Here is a 15,607-nt window from a genome sequence, read left to right as displayed (position 1 = left end):
CAGTGCCGCCGATCGACGCCGTGCCGCCGACCCCGCCCCGGTGCGGGGCATGCTCACCCTCGAGCGACTCGACACCCTCATCGGGGCCGGCGAGATCGACACGGTGATCGTCGCCTTCACCGACATGCAGGGCCGGCTCGTCGGCAAGCGGATCTCGGCGCGGCTGTTCCAGGACGACGTCGCCGCGCACGGCGCCGAGTGCTGCAACTACCTGCTCGCCGTGGACGTCGAGATGAACACCGTCGCGGGCTACGCGATCTCGAGCTGGGAGCGCGGCTACGGCGACATGAAGATGATCCCGGACCTCTCGACGCTGCGTCTCGCGCCGTGGCTGCCGGGGACCGCGCTGGTCACGGCCGATCTCACCTGGCTCGACGACGCTCCGGTCGGCGAGGCGCCGCGGCAGATCCTCCGCGCGCAGCTGAACCGCCTGGCCGAGCGCGGCCTCGAGGCGTTCGTCGCCACCGAGCTCGAGTTCATCGTGTTCGACGACTCCTACCGCGAGGCCTTCGCGAAGGGCTACCGCGGCCTCACGCCCGCCAGCGACTACAACATCGACTACGCGCTGCTCGCCTCGACCCGGATGGAGCCGCTGATGCGGGACATCCGGGTGTCGATGGAGGGCGCCGGCCTGTACTGCGAGGGCATCAAGGGCGAGTGCAACCTGGGCCAGCAGGAGATCGGCTTCCGCTACGACGCCGCGCTCGTCACCTGCGACAACCACTCGATCTACAAGTCGGGGGCGAAGGAGATCGCCGACAAGCACGGCAAGAGCCTGACCTTCATGGCCAAGTTCAACGAGCGCGAGGGCAACTCGTGCCACATCCACCTCTCCCTCCGCGGCACCGACGGCACGCCCGTCTTCGCCGACGCGGAGAGCGAGCACGGGATGTCGCCGCTCTTCCGGCACTACCTGGCCGGCCAGCTCGCCGCGATGCGCGAGTTCACCCTCTTCTTCGCGCCGAACATCAACTCCTACAAGCGCTACGTCGACGGGTCGTTCGCGCCGACCGCCGTCGCCTGGGGTCTCGACAACCGCACCTGCGCCCTGCGCGTCGTCGGCCACGGCGCCGGGATGCGCGTCGAGAACCGGGTTCCGGGAGGCGACGTCAACCAGTACCTGGCCGTCGCCGCACTCGTCGCCGCGGGGCTGCACGGCATCGAGAACGAGCTGGAGCTCGAGGACGTCTGCACCGGGAACGCCTACGGGTCCGGAGCGCCGCGCGTCCCGACGACCCTGCGCGAGGCCGCCGACCTGTTCGAGTCCTCCGCCCTGGCGAGGGCAGCCTTCGGCGACGAGGTCGTCGACCACTACGTGAACAACGCCCGGGTGGAGCTCGCCGCCTACGACGCCGCCGTCACCGACTGGGAGAGGGTGCGCGGCTTTGAGCGGCTCTGACCCGCGGACGGACTCCGAGCAGGGTCCCGTCGCCCCGCGTCCGATCATCGGGCTCACCACCTACCGCGAGCGCGCCGTCTCCGGCGTCTGGGACGTCGAGGCGTCCTTCCTGCCCGCGAACTACATCGACTCGGTGACGCGGGCAGGCGGCGTCGCGCTGCTCCTGCCGCCGCAGCCCGCCTCGGCGGAGACCGCCCGCGCCGTCGTCGAGCGCCTCGACGGGCTGATCGTCTGCGGCGGCAAGGACATCGACCCCGCCCGCTACGGCCAGGAGGCGCACCCGGAGACAGACGCGCCCCGCCCCGAGCGCGACGCCTGGGAGGACCACCTGATGACCGCCGCGCTCGAGGCCGACCTGCCGTTCCTCGGCATCTGCCGCGGCGCGCAGCTGCTCAACGTCTCGCTCGGCGGCACCCTGCACCAGCACCTGCCCGACGTGGTCGGCGACCGCCGCTACCAGGCGGGCGGCGGCGTGTTCTCGCACGTGGACGTCGCGGTCGAGCCGGAGTCACGACTGCGCGGACTGCTCGGCGAGGACGCCGTCGTCGCGCAGGTGTACCACCACCAGGCGGTCGACCGGGTCGCCGACGGCCTCGAGGTCTCCGCGCGGACTGCCGACGGCACCATCGAGGCGCTCGAGCTGCCGGGGCGCCGCTTCGCGCTAGGCGTGCAGTGGCACCCGGAGGAGGACACCGCCGACACCCGCCTCTTCACCGGCCTGGTGGCCGCCGCGCTCGCGCACCGCGCGGGCACCGGCGCGGCAGAAGGCTCCTCCCTCAGCACCCCGAAGGACGCACTCCGATGACACCGCAGACGCCCGCCCCGCGGACGACGACCGCGCAGACGACGACGCAGACCCTCGTCGACCCCTCGACGGGCGCCGCCTTCGACGAGGTCGACCTCGCCGACCTCGCGACCATCGACGCCGCGATCGAGCGCGCGGCCGTGGCGCAGCGCGGCTGGGCGGCGCTGGCCCCGCTCGACCGGGCCCGCGCCCTCCGCCGCTTCGCCGCCGCCGTCGACGACGCGATCGAGGAGCTGGCGCAGCTCGAGACCCGGAACTCCGGTCACCCGATCACGCAGTCGCGCTGGGAGGCGGGGCACGTCCGCGACGTCCTCGAGTACTCCTCCGCCGCTCCGGAGCGGCTGCTCGGCGCGCAGATCCCGGTCGCCGGCGGCCTGGACGTGACGGTGCACGAGCCGCTCGGCGTCGTCGGGATCATCACGCCGTGGAACTTCCCGATGACGATCGCCTCCTGGGGCTTCGCGCCGGCGCTCGCCGCGGGCAACGCCGTCGTGCTGAAGCCGGCCGAGTGGACGCCGCTGACGAGCCTCCGCCTCGCCGAGCTGGCCCTCGCGTCCGGACTGCCGGAGGGCCTCTTCCAGGTGCTGCCCGGCCGCGGCGACGTCGTCGGCGAGCGCTTCGTCAGCCATCCGCTGGTCCGCAAGGTCGTCTTCACCGGATCGACGCGCGTCGGCAAGCGGGTGATGGCGGGCTGCGCCGACCAGGTGAAGCGGGTCACCCTCGAGCTGGGCGGCAAGAGCGCGAACATCGTCTTCGCCGACTCCGACCTGGAGCGCGCCGCGAGCACCGCCCCGTACGGCGTCTTCGAGAACGCCGGCCAGGACTGCTGCGCCCGCAGCCGGATCCTCGTCGAGCGGCGCGTCCTCGACCGCTTCCTCGAGCTGCTCGAGCCGGCCGTGCAGGGCGTCGTCGTCGGCGACCCGCGCGACGAGGCGACCGAGATGGGTCCGCTGGTCTCGGCCGCCCACCACGAGCGCGTCGCCGCCTTCGTCCCGGAGGGAGCGCCCGTCGCGTTCCGCGGCTCGGCGCCCGCCGGCCCCGGCTTCTGGTTCCCGCCGACCGTGCTGCTGCCCTCGAGCGGCGACCCGGTCTGGCGCGAGGAGGTCTTCGGTCCGGTCGTCTCCGTCCTCCCCTTCGAGGACGAGGCCGACGCGATCCGGCTCGCCAACGACACCGACTACGGCCTCTCCGGCTCGATCTGGACCCGCGACCTCGGCCGCGCGCTGCGGATGTCACGGGCGGTCGAGAGCGGCAACCTGTCGGTCAACTCGCACTCCTCGGTCCGCTACTCGACCCCGTTCGGCGGCTTCAAGCAGTCCGGGCTCGGCCGTGAGCTCGGACCGGACGCGGCACTCGGCTTCACCGAGACCAAGAACATCTTCTTCGCGGCCGATTGACCCGCCCCGTTCCACCCCCGCACCCTCCCGTGAAAGGCCGCACCATGGCTCTCCCTCCCCTCGACACCACCCCGATCGACCTCACGCAGCGCCTCGCCGGCAAGGTCGCCGTCGTCACCGGCGGCGCCAGCGGGATCGGCCTCGCCACCGCGACGCGCTTCGCCCGCGAGGGGGCGCGCGTGGTGATCGCCGACGTCGACATCGCGCGCGGCACCGAGGTGGCGGAGGCGCTCGGCGGGATGTTCGTGCGGGTCGACGTCACCAGCGAGGCGGAGGTCGACGCGCTCTTCCAGGCCGCGGTCGACGCCTACGGCTCGGTCGACATCGCCTTCAACAACGCGGGCATCTCGCCGCCCGACGACGACTCCATCGAGACCACCGAGCTGCCGGCCTGGGAGCGCGTGCAGGACGTCAACCTGAAGTCGGTCTACCTCTGCTGCCGTGCCGCACTCCGGCACATGACGAAGCAGGGTCGCGGATCGATCATCAACACGGCCTCGTTCGTCGCGGTGCTCGGCTCGGCGACGTCGCAGATCAGCTACACCGCGTCGAAGGGCGGGGTGCTCGCGATGAGCCGTGAGCTGGGCGTGCAGTTCGCGCGCCAGGGCATCCGGGTCAACGCGCTCTGCCCGGGTCCGGTGAACACCCCGCTGCTGCAGGAACTGTTCGCGGCCGATCCGGTGCGGGCTCAGCGTCGGCTGGTGCACATCCCGGTCGGGCGCTTCGCGGAGCCGGAGGAACTCGCCGCCGCGGTGGCGTTCCTCGCCAGCGACGACGCGTCCTTCATCACCGGGGCGACGTTCCTCGTCGACGGCGGCATCTCCTCCGCCTACGTGACCCCGGAGTGAGCGCGGACACGGGGGCGGGCGGGGCGGACGCCGACGCGGAGGGCCGCCGGGCGGCCCCCGCGGCGAGCGCCGCGGAGGCGGTCCTGCGACGGCTGCTCCGCGGCAACGCCTTCGAGGAGACGGTGCAGCGGCTGATGCAGACGGTGAACCTCGGGCTCGTGGGGCCCGGGGAGCGGCTGCCCTCCGAGCGCGAGCTCGCCGCGCAGCTCGGCGTGGGGCGCGACACCCTGCGCGAGGCGATCGCCTCGCTCGCGGACGCGGGCTACCTGGTGGTGCGGCGCGGCCGGTACGGCGGGGCCTTCGTGGCGGAGGAGCTGCCGGCGGCGCCGGTCGGCCGGCGCGGCTTCGACCGGGCCGAGATCGACGACGTGGTGGCGCTGCGCGAGATCCTCGAGGTGGGGGCGGCGCGGCTCGCGGCCGGCGCGGACCTGACGGCCGCCGATCGGGAGCAGCTGTTCCGGGCTCTCGCCGACGTCGAGGACGCGAGCCCCGAGGACTACCGGCGGCTCGACTCGCGGCTGCACCTGACCATCGCCGAGCTGGCCGGCGTCCCGTCGCTGCTGCCGCTCGTCGCCGAGAGCCGGACGCGGGTGAACGCCCTGCTGGACGACATCCCGCTGCTGCCGCGGAACATCGCCCACGCGGACGAGCAGCACCGGGCACTCGTGACGGCGATCCTCACCGGTCGGGCGGCGGAGGCGGCCCGGCTGATGACCGAGCACGTGCACGCCTCCGCGGCGCTGCTGCGGGCGTTCCTGACCTGAGTCGGGAGCGCCTGCCCGGTCAGTCGACGTCGGTGCCGGTGGCGATCGCGACGAACGGCACCAGCAGGCCGAGGAAGAGCAGGGCGACGACGAAGAGCACGACGAGGCTGATCATCACCGCGTTGAGGACGATGCCCCAGATCGCGAGTGTGCGGCCGGTCGGCTCGCGGCGGAGGCCCAGGATGCCGAAGACGAGGCCGGCGACGGGGGCGATGACGGTGAGGCCGAAGAAGACGGAGGTGACGCCGAGGATGAGGCTGGTCAGCGAGAACGGGGTGGACGGGGCCGGGGCGGCGGCGACGGGCGGGACGCCGTACGGGGCCGGGTGCTGCGCGACGGGCCGCTCGAACGGCGGGTCCTGCTGCTCGGACTGCTGCTGCCGCGACTCCGGGGCCGGGTCGGTGAGGACGGCGGTCGAGCCGTAGACCTCGGTGGGCTGCTCGTCGGCGGAGGTGGTGCGGGTGGACGTGGTGGCGGCGGTCGGGGTGGTCTCGGCGTTCGACATGGTCGGTGCTCCTTCTGCGGGGTGCGGTGCCGGGGCGCCCGGCGATGCCTCCACGCTACGGAGGACGCGGATCCTCCCCCATCCGGCTAACCCCCGGGCGGGAGGGGGAACCCCCCGCTCACTCCCGGGGGCCGGTGCGAGACTGGGACGACCGGCGGTGCGCCGGGACGATCGCGAGGGAGCGGCCGCGGATGGACGACGACGAGACGCTGCGCCGTCGCCGCGACGGCCGCGGGGCCCGCGCGGTCTGGCTCGCCGGACTGTCGGCGATCGCGGGCTTCGTGATCCTCTCCCCGCTGATCTCGGTGACGGCGACGGTGCTGGCCTGGGGCGCCCGGCGTCGCGGCGGCACTCTGAGCGACCGCAACGGCGTCGTCGCCGTGAACTGGCAGCTGACCTATCTCGCCCTCCAGCTGATGCTCGTGCCGCTGCACCTCGCGCTCGTCTCGGTCCGCGTCACCTGGGGCGGCGGCTGGCCCACCCTCACCATCGCGGCCATCCTCGGCCTCTTCGTGCTGAACCTCGTGCTCTGCGTCGTGCTCGGCGTCCGCTCGGGCCGCGGCCGGAGCGTCCGCCTCGTCATCGCGGTGCCGTTCGTCCGCTCCTCCCGTCCGGTGCGCTGACGGCGACTCGAGGTCCTGTTCCGCGACGCTGACCGCGGCGTCCGTCGGTCGTCGTGCTCAGCGTCGTCGGTGCCGGAGGAAGAGCACCAGCCGGCTGATGAGGAAGGTGGTCACGACGGAGACGGAGATCGATGCGATGTTCATCGCGCTCGCGGGAGGATGGCGCCGGACGCGGGCTCGTCGCCGTCCGAGGGTCCGACACCGGCTCGCCGGTCCGGACACCGCGGAGCGCGGAGGAGCAGGCGTCCGCGGGATGGCAGGGTGGTGGGGTGACGCCGATCGCCTTCCCCCCGCCCGTGTCCGTGGTCGCCGACGACGGGACGCGGATCGCGACGTACGCGCTCGGCGACGAGGGGGCGCCGACCGTGCTGGCCGTGCACGGATTCGCGTCGAACGCGGTGCTGAACTGGGAGACGGCGGGCTGGCTGCGGACGCTGACTCGCGCCGGGTACCGGGTCGTCGCGCTCGATCAGCGCGGGCACGGCGCCAGCGAGAAGCCGCATCGCGCCGGCGCGTACGGGGTCGACCTGATGGTCGCCGACATCGTGCGGGTCATCGAGACCTACGACCTGATCGCTCCGCACTATCTCGGCTACTCGCTCGGCGCGCGGATGGGCTGGGTGCTCGGGCTGGAGCGCCCGGAGCTGCTGGCGACGCTCAGCCTCGGCGGGCTCACGGTGGGCGAGCCGCTGCGGCACTTCGATGCGGCGGCGGCCCGGGCGCGGGTGGCCGACGGCGGCGAGATCGACGACCGGTTCACCCGCGCGTTCATCGGCATGGCGGAGGGCGTCGCCGGGAACGACCTGGCCGCCCTGGTGGCGGTGGCCGACGGGGTGCGCGGTGGGGCGCATCCGGAGCTCGGCGCGCACCCCGAGCTGCCGACGCTGATGGTGACGGGCGGGGCCGACCCGATCGCGCCAGGCGGGGCGCGGCTGGCGGAGGAGGCGGGCGCGCGCTTCGTCAGCGTCCCGGGCCGCGATCACACGAGCACGGTGCCGGCGCGGGCGTTCAAGGACGCGGTGCTGGCGTTCCTCGCGGAGCACGCCTGACGCCGGCGCGCGATCCGCAGGCGGTCCCGGCGGGAGCGCGCTCTCGTCCGCGCGGAGGCGCCGGCGGAGCGCCGGATCACCTGCGGATCGGACGGGACCGCCCGTGGAGGCGCGCGGCGTAGCATCGCGGGATGCTTGCGATCCGCGTCGAGAACCCCGGCCCCGACTCCCGCCTCGTGCTCGAGGAGACCGCCACCCCCTCCCCCGGACCCGGCGAGGTGCTGCTCCGCGTGGCCGCCGCGGGCGTGAACCGCGCCGACCTCGGGCAGCGCGCCGGCGTGTACCCGCCGCCGGCCGGAGCGTCGGAGATCCTCGGCATGGAGGTGTCCGGGACCGTCGTCGGCCTCGGCGAGGGCGTCACGACGGTCGCCCAGGGCGACGAGGTCTGCGCGCTGCTCTCCGGCGGCGGCTACGCCGAGCACGTCGTCGTCGACGCGGGGCTGCTGCTGCCGGTGCCGGAGGGCGTCGACCTGATCTCGGCCGCCGCGCTGCCCGAGACGACCGCGACCGTCTGGTCGAACCTGGTCCTGGTCGCCGGGCTCCGCGCCGGCGAGACCGTGCTGATCCACGGCGGCGGCAGCGGGATCGGCACCACCGCGATCCAGATCGCCTCCGCGATCGGCGCCCGGGTGGCCGTGACGGCCGGCAGCCCGCGGAAGCTCGACGCCTGCCGGGCGCTGGGCGCGGACATCCTGATCGACTACCGCGAGCAGGACTTCGTGGAGCGGATCGCGGCCGAGACGGACGGCGGGGTCGACGTGATCCTGGATCCGGTCGGCGGCGACTACCTCGCCCGCGACGTCGAGGCGCTCGCGCTCGGCGGCCGCGTCGTCTTCATCGGCAACCAGTCCGGCGCGCAGGGCTCCCTCGACATCGGGACGCTGATGCGCAAGCGCGCGGCGGTCCACGCCACGACGCTCCGCGCCCGGCCGCTGGCGGAGCGGCGCGCGATCGTCGCCGCGGTGCGCGAGAGCGTCTGGCCGCTCGTCGCGGACGGGACGGTGCGGCCGGTGGTCGACGAGGTGATCCCGCTGGCCGAGGCCGAGCGGGCGCACGAGCGGATGACCGCCTCCGGGCACATCGGCAAGCTGCTGCTCACGCCGTGACGGAGAACTGACGACACAGCATCAGCCGAGAGGCCCCGTCAGCCGCGATCGGCGATGACGGGGCCTCTCGGCTGACGTTCTGCGGCGCGGACGGGTCAGACCGCCGCGCGGAGCAGGCCGAGCGAGCGGTTGATGCCGTCGACGTCGACGCTCGCGGGGTCGAACGTCGCGCCGGGGGCGAGGCCCAGGGCGTCGAGCGCCTCCGCGTGGTCGGCGGACGACGGGTCGGTCGCGGCGCGGACGGTGTCGGCCCAAGCCGCCGGGCCGCCGGGGGCGTCGAGCGGAGCCGCGCCGCGCGCGCCGGTGCAGCGCGGCAGAGCGGCGCCGAGCGGCGACACCGACTCGAGGCGGATGACGTGCCGCCACTCGTCCTCGAGGTCGTAGACGTAGAACAGCTCGTCGCCGACGCTCTCGAGCACCTCGGCGAGCGCGACACCACCCTCGTCGACGAGGCCGGAGCCGAGCTCCTCCGCGTCGGCCGGCGAGCCGATCGGCGCCTGCTCCTCGTCGGGCACGCCGACGCTGAAGTAGTGCGGCTGCGCGTCGGTCCAGCCGAGCGAGAGCTGCAGGGCGAGGTGCAGATCGCGCAGCGACGACTCCGAGGACAGCTCGAGCCGACGCCAGACGACCGGCTTCGTGCCCAGCAGCGAGACGTGCAGGGCGTAGGCGGCGTCGGTGTCCTCCGTCGCCTCGTCGAGTATCTCGAGGCGGGTGGCGTCGCGGGCGCCGAGCAGCACGATGCTCGCGCGGACGACCGAGGCGAGGACCGGCTGCAGGCCCTCGGGGAGCACGTAGCCGAACTCGGGCGAGTGCAGCAGCAGTCCGAGCTCGGCGGCCTCGTCGAGCATCCGCTCGGCCGCGCCGACCATCCGCTCGCGCTCGTCCAGCGCGTCCTCGAGCGAGACGTCGAGATCGGCGGCGAGCTCGTCGACCAGCTCGCCGACGACGAGGCCCTCGTGGATCTGCGCCTGGCAGGCGACCGCGATCCGCGCGAGGACGGCGTCGGTGGTGGTGATCGCGCGCTCGCGCGGCGAGAAGGCGCCGTTCTCGGTGTCGGCGGCGGCGAGCGCCTCCTGCGCGCTGACGAGCCAGAGCTCGATGAAGCGGGCGATGTAGGCGATGCGCTCGACCGTGGCCTCGCGCGCCTCGGAGCTGCGCCAGGCCGGCGCGGCGTCACCGAGGCCCGCGGTGGAGCCGTCGGCGTCGAGCACGTCGGAGGCGACCAGCGCGTCCCACCAGGCGGAGACCGGGATGCGGACGGCGTCGTCGCTCGGCGACGAGCCGGCGGAGGCGACACCGGCCTCGACCACGATCTCGCGGGCGGCGCGCTCGGAGATCGTCGCTCCGTCGGTGGCGGCGAGGTGCTCGACGACGACGTCGGCGGCGTGCACGAGGGCGGTGGCGCGGGCGGCGGAGAGCATCTCGGCGTCCGGGACCTCCTCGACCTCGAGCAGGTCGTCGAGGACGGCCTCGACGAAGGAGCCGGCGAGGTCGAGGACCTCGTCGAGCACGGCCTGGCACTCGTCGAGCTCCTCGTCGGTGCCGGTCCAGAGGTCCTCGTCGGTGAGGAAGTCGAGGAAGTGCTCGACGACCTCGGCGACGGTGAAGAGGGTGTCGTCCAGGTCGGCCTCGCTCTCCTCGCCGGAGAGGTCGGCCTCGATCTGGTCGAAGACGGCCTCGAGGAGCTCGGCGTCCGGCTGGGCGAACGAGCCGCGCGGGCGGAGGTCGCGGGTCATGGCGAAGAGGTCGGTGAGGACCTCCACGGCCTCGTCGACGTCGAGGTGCTCGTGCAGGACGGCGACGTCGGCGAGGTGCGACCGGTACCAGCTGCGGAACCGCACCATCAGCGCGGTCTCGGCCGTGCGGCCGCCGCCCTGGCCGCCGGAGCCGCCGGAGCGCCCGTTCCCGGATCGTCCCTGATTGCGCTTCTTGCCCATCGTTCCTCCGCGACCGCTCCCCCTCGACGACGGAGCAGTACAGCCTACCCAGTGCGGGCGAGCCGGGTCACGCGCGAGGGACTCCCGGTGATGAACGCCTCGGGAACTCGGAGCGGCGGGCCGACCCGCCCGCTCACCGCCCCGGAGCAGGGATCGGCCGCCCGTTGACAGCGGGCCCCCACCCTGCCTGACTGTGCTCGACACGAGGAGGCGCTCATGGTGGGGATCACCGCATTCGACCACGTCGGCGTGACAGTGCACGATCTCGAGACGGCGACGGCGTTCTTCGTCGTCGGGCTGGGCCTCGTGCTCGAGGGGCGGGCGCCCGTGGAGGGCGAGTTCCTCGACACGGTGGTCGGCATGCAGGACGCCCGGACCGACATCGTGATGCTGCGGCCGCCCGGCGGCGGGACCGCCGTCGAGCTCTCGCGGTTCGTCCGGCCCGCACCGCGGCCCGTCCCCGCCCCCGTCGAGGCGGACGAGCCGGGGCTCCGGAGTCTGGCCTTCGTCGTCGACGACCTCGCCGCCGTCCTCGAGCGGCTCGCAGGCGACGGGTACGGGCTGGTCGGCGGTGTCGGCGAGTACGAGGGTGCCTGGCGGATGGCGTATGTCCGCGGCCCGGAGGGCGTCATCGTCGCGCTCAGCGAGCGGCTGGCCTGAGGCACGACCCTCCTCCGCGCGGATCGATCCGTCGCGAAGGGCTGTCCCGCCCGCTTCGATCCGTCGTGAAGGGCTGCCTCGCGTTCTCCGGCAGGTGCTTCCCCGACGGATCGATCGGAGCGTCGGCGGTGCGGCCGCGCGTGCGTCGGCGTAGCGTCGGGCCATGGGTGCATGGAGTGGAGAGCCGTTCGGCAACGACACGGCGAGCGACTGGGTCTACGAGCTCGACGAGGCCGGCGACTGGCAGTACGTCCGCGAGGCGCTGGACGCCGCGGTCGGGCCGGCGCAGGTGGACGCGGATGCCGCGACCCTCGCGATCGCGGCCGCCGAGGTGGTCGCACGCGGGCTCGGCCGGGAGGGCGGTCCGCACGCCGACACGATCACGCACTTCGTGCAGCGGGCCGGGCGTCCGGACGACGAGCTCGTGGCGCTCGCCCTCGCTGCGCTGGCCGCCTCCGACTCGCCCGGCAGCGAGCTCACCGAGCTCTGGGAGGAGGCGGACCCGGAGGAGTGGCGCGAGGCCAACGACGCGGTGCGGAGCGTGCTCGAGGAGGCCTGATCGCGAGTCGCCCTTCCGTCTGCAGCGACCCGCGCCTCCCGCCGCACTAGCGTGGCGAGGAGCGGCCGGAGCAGGTCGCGACGAGAGCGACGAGGGGCGACGATGCCGGACTTCACCACGGACGACGGGGTCCGGCTGAACTGGACCGGGCAGGGCGACCCGGCCGGGCGGCCGGTGGTGCTGATCGCCGGGTTCAAGGCGCCGGCGACGAGCTGGAAGCCCCAGCAGGGGCCGCTCGCGGAGGCCGGCTACCGGGTGATCTCGTTCGACCGGCGCGGGCACGGGCTGTCCGAGCGGACGGAGGCCGGCGCGACGATGTTCCGGCACGGCGCGGATCTCGCGCAGCTGCTGCGCCACCTGGATCTGTGCGGCGCGGCGCTGGTCGGCGGGTCGATGGGCGGGAACTCGATCTGGGCGTTCCTGGCCGGCTCCGCGGGAGGCACGGCGGGAAGCACCGACGAGAGCACCGGAGCGAGTACCGGAGCGAGCGCGGACGAGAGCGCCGGAGAGAGCACCGACGAGAGCCGCGTCGACCGCATCGTCATCGTCGACCAGACGCCCCGGATGCTCAACGGCGACGACTGGCCCTACGGCTTCTACGACTACACCGAGGCGAACCGCGACACCCTCTTCGCGACGACGATCCCGGATCCCGGCCGCTGGAGTGTCGCGTCCAAGGGGCCGGTGCGGATCGCGCGGCTGCTGAAGGCGCTCGGCGGCGGCGAGCGCCGGGAGCTGAACGAGACCGAGCGGCGGCTGCTGAACGACCACGCGACGGCGGACTGGCGGCCGGTGATCGCGCGGACGAGCGTGCCGGTGCTCTTCGTCGCCGGCCGCGAGAGCGAGTTCTGGCCGGCCGAGCACGCGGCCGCCGCGGCCTCGCTCGCCCCGCGCGGCGACTCCCTCGTCATCGAGAAGGACGGTCACGCGGCGAACATCGAGCAGCCGAAGGCCTTCACCGAGGCACTGCTGGAGTTCCTGGCGCGCTGACCGCCGACGGCCGACGCCCGCGCCGGCTCAGGCCGGGAACGCCTTGCCCGGGTTGAGCACGCCGAGCGGATCGAGCGCGTCCTTGATCGAGCGGTGCATCCCGAGCACGCGCGGGCCGAGCTCCTCAGCCGCCCCCGGCAGCTTCAGGAGGCCCACGCCGTGCTCGCCGGTGACGGTGCCGCCGAGGTCGAGGCAGTCCTCGACGATGCGGTCGAAGGCGCTCTTCGCCCGGCCCTTCGCGGCCTCGTCGCCCTCGGGCGCGATGATCAGCGGGTGCAGATTGCCGTCGCCGGCGTGCGCGATGGTCGCGATGACCACGTCGTGGTCGGCGGCGGCCGAGCGGATGCGGGCGAGCATCTCGGGGACGGCGCGGCGCGGCACGCAGACGTCCTCGGTGAGCACCGGACCGAGACGCTCGAGCGCCGGGTAGGCCAGGCGGCGGGCGAGGAAGAGCCGGTCGACCTCGTCCTGGTCGGTGGCCTGCTCGACCGAGAGCGCGCGGGCGCCGGCCATCAGCGCCTCGACGCGGTCGGCGGCGGTGCGGCCCGCCTCCCCCGGCTCGTCGACCTTGGCCAGCAGCAGCGTGTCGACGCCGTGCGGCAGCCCGAGGTGCTGCCAGTCGTCGACGGCGCGCAGGCAGGTGCTGTCGATGATCTCGAGGGCGGAGGGGATGATGCCGGCGGCCGAGATCGCGGCGACCGCGACTCCGGCGTCCTCGAGCGAGCCGAAGGAGCCGACGATCGCGCGCTGCTCGCGGCCCGCGAGCGGGAGCAGGCGGAGCGTCAGCTCGACGATGATGCCGAGCGTGCCCTCCGAGCCGACCATCAGGCCGGTGAGGTCGTAGCCGACGACGCCCTTCGCGGTGCGGCGGCCGAGGCTGACGAGCGAGCCGTCGGCGAGGACGACCTTCATGCCGAGGACGTAGTCGCGGGTGACGCCGTACTTCACGCAGCAGATGCCGCCGGCGTTGGTGGCGGCGTTGCCGCCGATGGTCGAGATGGCGGAGCTGGCCGGGTCCGGCGGGTACCAGAGTCCGGCCTCGGCGACGGCCGCCCGCAGCGCGTCATTGATCACGCCGGGCTGGGCGACGACGAAGCGCTCGTCGGCGTCGATCTCGAGGACGGCGTCCATCCGCTCGAGCGAGACGACGAGGCAGCCGGCGAGCGCGTTGGCCCCGCCGGAGAGGCCGGTGCCGGCTCCGCGCGGGACGACGCTCAGACCCGCGCGGGCGGCGACGCGGACGGCGTGCGCCACGTCCTCCGCGCTCTCGGCGAGGACGACCGCCAGCGGCAGCCCGGAGGGCGCCCACTCGGCGTCGTCGTGGCGGTAGGCCTCGAGGACGTCGGCGTCGGTGAGGACGCGGTCGCCGAGCAGCTCGCGCAGATCGGCGAGCACGCGGTCCCCGGCCGGTGGCCCGTCCTGGGTCCGCTCGTGATCCTGGCTCTGCATCGGCACCGTCTCCACGACGGACGAACCTACACCCGGCGCCTGCGCGGCCTGCGGCTCACCAGGCCCTCACGCGTCGAGCCCGGTGATCAGGGCGCGGTGGAAGAGCTCGCCGCGCTCGAGGGCCGCGATGTCGACGCGCTCGTCGACACCGTGGATCCCGGCGCGCTGCTCCTTCGTCATCAGGAGCGGTGCGAAGCGGTACACCGCGGGGGCGAAGCGGTGCAGGTGGCGCGAGTCGGTCGCCGCGTTGATGACGTAGGGGACGACCGCCGCCTCGGGGTGCGAGACGGCGAGCGCCGCCCGCAGCGCCGCGAAGGGGGCGCCGTCACTCGGCGACTGCGGCGACGGGTCCTCCCCCAGCATTACCTCGACGGTCACCTCGCGGTCGCGTATCCGCCGGCGGACGCGCTCGGCGGCCCCGGCCGCGGTCTCCCCGGGGGCGAGTCGCAGGTTCAGCACGGCGGACGCCTCCGCCGCGAGCACGTTGTCGGCGGTCCCCGCGCGGAGCATCGTCGGCGCGATCGTGGTGCGGACCAGGGCTGCCGTCTCGCCGCCGAGCGCCGCGAGCACGGGCCCGGCGAGCTGCGGCCGGGCGCCGAGCAGCCGATAGAGCGCGCCGCGGGCGCCGGGTGCTCGGTCGGCGAGGAGCGCGAGCGCGCGGGCCAGCGCCTCCGGGACCCGGGCGGGGAAGGTCGAGGGCGTGAGCCGGGTGATCGCCCGCGCCAGGCTGCCGACCGCGGTGAGTCGCGGCGGGGCGGAGGCGTGACCGCCGGCGGAGCGCGCGGTCAGCCGGAGCGTGAGCAGGCCCTTCTCGCCGACGCCGATCATCGCGACCGGCCCGACGACTCCGGGCAGCGGCGCCTCGACGACGGCGCTGCCCTCGTCGAGCACGAGCCAGGGAACGATCCCGCGCTCGTGCAGCGTCTCGGCGATCGCGCGGGCCGATGCCCCGCGCACCTCCTCGTCGCCGCCGAACGCCAGCAGGACGTCGCGGGCCGGCACGACGCCGGCGGACAGCAGGTTCTCGACCGCCTCGAGCACGACGACGAGCGGGCCCTTGTCGTCGAGGGCGCCACGGCCCCAGACGGCGCCCTCGACGATGTCGCCGCCGAAGGGCGGGTGCGTCCAGGCGGCCGGGTCCTCGACCGGCACCACGTCCAGGTGCGCCATCAGGACCAGCGGGTCCGCACGGGAGTCGCGGCCCGGCCAGCGGTAGAGGAGTCCGCGGTCGGTGATCCGCTCGGGCTCGAGATGCTCGTGAGTCAGGGGGTAGAGCTCGCGGAGCAGCGCGAGCGCCTCGTCGACGGTCTCGAGCTCGGCGGAGACGGTGCGGAGGCGGATCAGGCGCGCGAGCCGCTCGGGCAGACCGGGACGCGGGGTGCTGTCGTACAGGGGGTCCTCGATCCGTCGCGGGGCGTGGGCCCATCGTGGCGCACGGCGGGAGGGGCCGCGTGTTTCGAGCATGAGAAATCACGCAGCGATCTCGCGGCAGGGGTTGCGCCTGGCGCCCGTTCTC

15 protein-coding genes are annotated in these 15,607 nt (G+C 74.3%); 11 read left to right on the top strand and 4 right to left on the bottom strand.

Features of this window, described 5'->3' with window-relative positions; translation table 11 throughout:
• Positions 1-49: 49 nt before the first annotated feature.
• From MT353_RS18810 to MT353_RS18790, 5 genes are read left to right on the top strand one after another with little or no spacing between them, the layout of a single operon-like run.
• Positions 50-1,399 carry a glutamine synthetase family protein gene (locus MT353_RS18810; RefSeq protein WP_243625632.1) on the top strand — a complete coding sequence of 450 codons (1,350 nt, stop codon included), beginning with the start codon at positions 50-52 and terminating at the stop codon, positions 1,397-1,399.
• Complete coding sequence (locus MT353_RS18805) at positions 1,386-2,204, top strand: gamma-glutamyl-gamma-aminobutyrate hydrolase family protein (RefSeq protein WP_243625591.1); 819 nt, start codon at positions 1,386-1,388, stop codon at positions 2,202-2,204. The genes MT353_RS18810 and MT353_RS18805 overlap by 14 nt, the downstream gene beginning before the upstream one ends.
• Positions 2,201-3,601 (top strand): aldehyde dehydrogenase, encoded by a 1,401-nt coding sequence (locus MT353_RS18800; protein ID WP_243625590.1) that lies wholly within the window; start codon positions 2,201-2,203, stop codon positions 3,599-3,601. The genes MT353_RS18805 and MT353_RS18800 overlap by 4 nt, the downstream gene beginning before the upstream one ends.
• A gap of 44 nt (positions 3,602-3,645) precedes the next feature.
• Positions 3,646-4,449, top strand: a complete 804-nt coding sequence (locus MT353_RS18795) for a 3-oxoacyl-ACP reductase (protein WP_243625589.1) — start codon at positions 3,646-3,648, stop codon at positions 4,447-4,449.
• Complete coding sequence (locus MT353_RS18790) at positions 4,446-5,213, top strand: FCD domain-containing protein (protein WP_308197540.1); 768 nt, start codon at positions 4,446-4,448, stop codon at positions 5,211-5,213. Before MT353_RS18795 ends, MT353_RS18790 begins: the two co-directional genes overlap by 4 nt.
• Before the next feature lie 19 nt (positions 5,214-5,232).
• On the opposite strand, the gene MT353_RS18785 is transcribed toward MT353_RS18790, so the two are convergent.
• Positions 5,233-5,718 (bottom strand): DUF4190 domain-containing protein, encoded by a 486-nt coding sequence (locus MT353_RS18785; protein ID WP_243625588.1) that lies wholly within the window; start codon positions 5,716-5,718, stop codon positions 5,233-5,235.
• Positions 5,719-5,909: 191 nt separating this feature from the next.
• Here MT353_RS18785 and MT353_RS18780 point away from each other — a divergent pair, with 191 nt between their 5' ends.
• The 3 genes from MT353_RS18780 to MT353_RS18770 all read left to right on the top strand — a co-directional run bounded on the left by MT353_RS18780 (position 5,910) and on the right by MT353_RS18770 (position 8,496).
• Positions 5,910-6,341 carry a DUF4870 domain-containing protein gene (locus MT353_RS18780; RefSeq protein ID WP_243625587.1) on the top strand — a complete coding sequence of 144 codons (432 nt, stop codon included), beginning with the start codon at positions 5,910-5,912 and terminating at the stop codon, positions 6,339-6,341.
• Between the two features lie 269 nt (positions 6,342-6,610).
• Entirely contained in the window at positions 6,611-7,390 is a 780-nt protein-coding gene (locus MT353_RS18775) for an alpha/beta fold hydrolase (RefSeq protein WP_243598624.1), read from the top strand.
• Positions 7,391-7,521: 131 nt separating this feature from the next.
• A complete protein-coding gene (locus tag MT353_RS18770) occupies positions 7,522-8,496 on the top strand; it encodes an NAD(P)H-quinone oxidoreductase (RefSeq protein WP_243625586.1) in 975 nt (324 codons plus the stop codon).
• Between the two features lie 95 nt (positions 8,497-8,591).
• Here MT353_RS18770 and MT353_RS18765 read toward each other — a convergent pair whose 3' ends face one another.
• Positions 8,592-10,433 (bottom strand): plasmid pRiA4b ORF-3 family protein, encoded by a 1,842-nt coding sequence (locus MT353_RS18765; RefSeq protein WP_243625585.1) that lies wholly within the window; start codon positions 10,431-10,433, stop codon positions 8,592-8,594.
• Positions 10,434-10,649: 216 nt separating this feature from the next.
• Between MT353_RS18765 and MT353_RS18760 the strand changes: the two genes are divergently transcribed.
• The 3 genes from MT353_RS18760 to MT353_RS18750 all read left to right on the top strand — a co-directional run bounded on the left by MT353_RS18760 (position 10,650) and on the right by MT353_RS18750 (position 12,642).
• Positions 10,650-11,093 carry a VOC family protein gene (locus MT353_RS18760; protein WP_243598621.1) on the top strand — a complete coding sequence of 148 codons (444 nt, stop codon included), beginning with the start codon at positions 10,650-10,652 and terminating at the stop codon, positions 11,091-11,093.
• 163 nt (positions 11,094-11,256) lie between these two features.
• Positions 11,257-11,652 carry a DUF4259 domain-containing protein gene (locus MT353_RS18755; RefSeq protein ID WP_160090315.1) on the top strand — a complete coding sequence of 132 codons (396 nt, stop codon included), beginning with the start codon at positions 11,257-11,259 and terminating at the stop codon, positions 11,650-11,652.
• Between the two features lie 102 nt (positions 11,653-11,754).
• Positions 11,755-12,642, top strand: a complete 888-nt coding sequence (locus MT353_RS18750; RefSeq protein ID WP_243625584.1) for an alpha/beta fold hydrolase — start codon at positions 11,755-11,757, stop codon at positions 12,640-12,642.
• 27 nt (positions 12,643-12,669) lie between these two features.
• Here the strand turns inward: MT353_RS18750 and MT353_RS18745 are convergent, their stop codons facing one another.
• Both MT353_RS18745 and MT353_RS18740 read right to left on the bottom strand, forming a co-directional pair.
• Positions 12,670-14,091, bottom strand: a complete 1,422-nt coding sequence (locus MT353_RS18745) for an FAD-binding oxidoreductase (RefSeq protein WP_243625583.1) — start codon at positions 14,089-14,091, stop codon at positions 12,670-12,672.
• A 66-nt stretch (positions 14,092-14,157) separates the two neighbouring features.
• A complete protein-coding gene (locus MT353_RS18740; protein ID WP_243625582.1) occupies positions 14,158-15,555 on the bottom strand; it encodes a M20/M25/M40 family metallo-hydrolase in 1,398 nt (465 codons plus the stop codon).
• Between the last annotated feature and the right edge of the window lie 52 nt (positions 15,556-15,607).

Source organism: Rathayibacter sp. VKM Ac-2927, from assembly GCF_022815525.1.
Lineage (GTDB): Bacteria > Actinomycetota > Actinomycetes > Actinomycetales > Microbacteriaceae > Rathayibacter > Rathayibacter festucae.
This window is presented reverse-complemented; position numbering and strand designations above follow the sequence as displayed.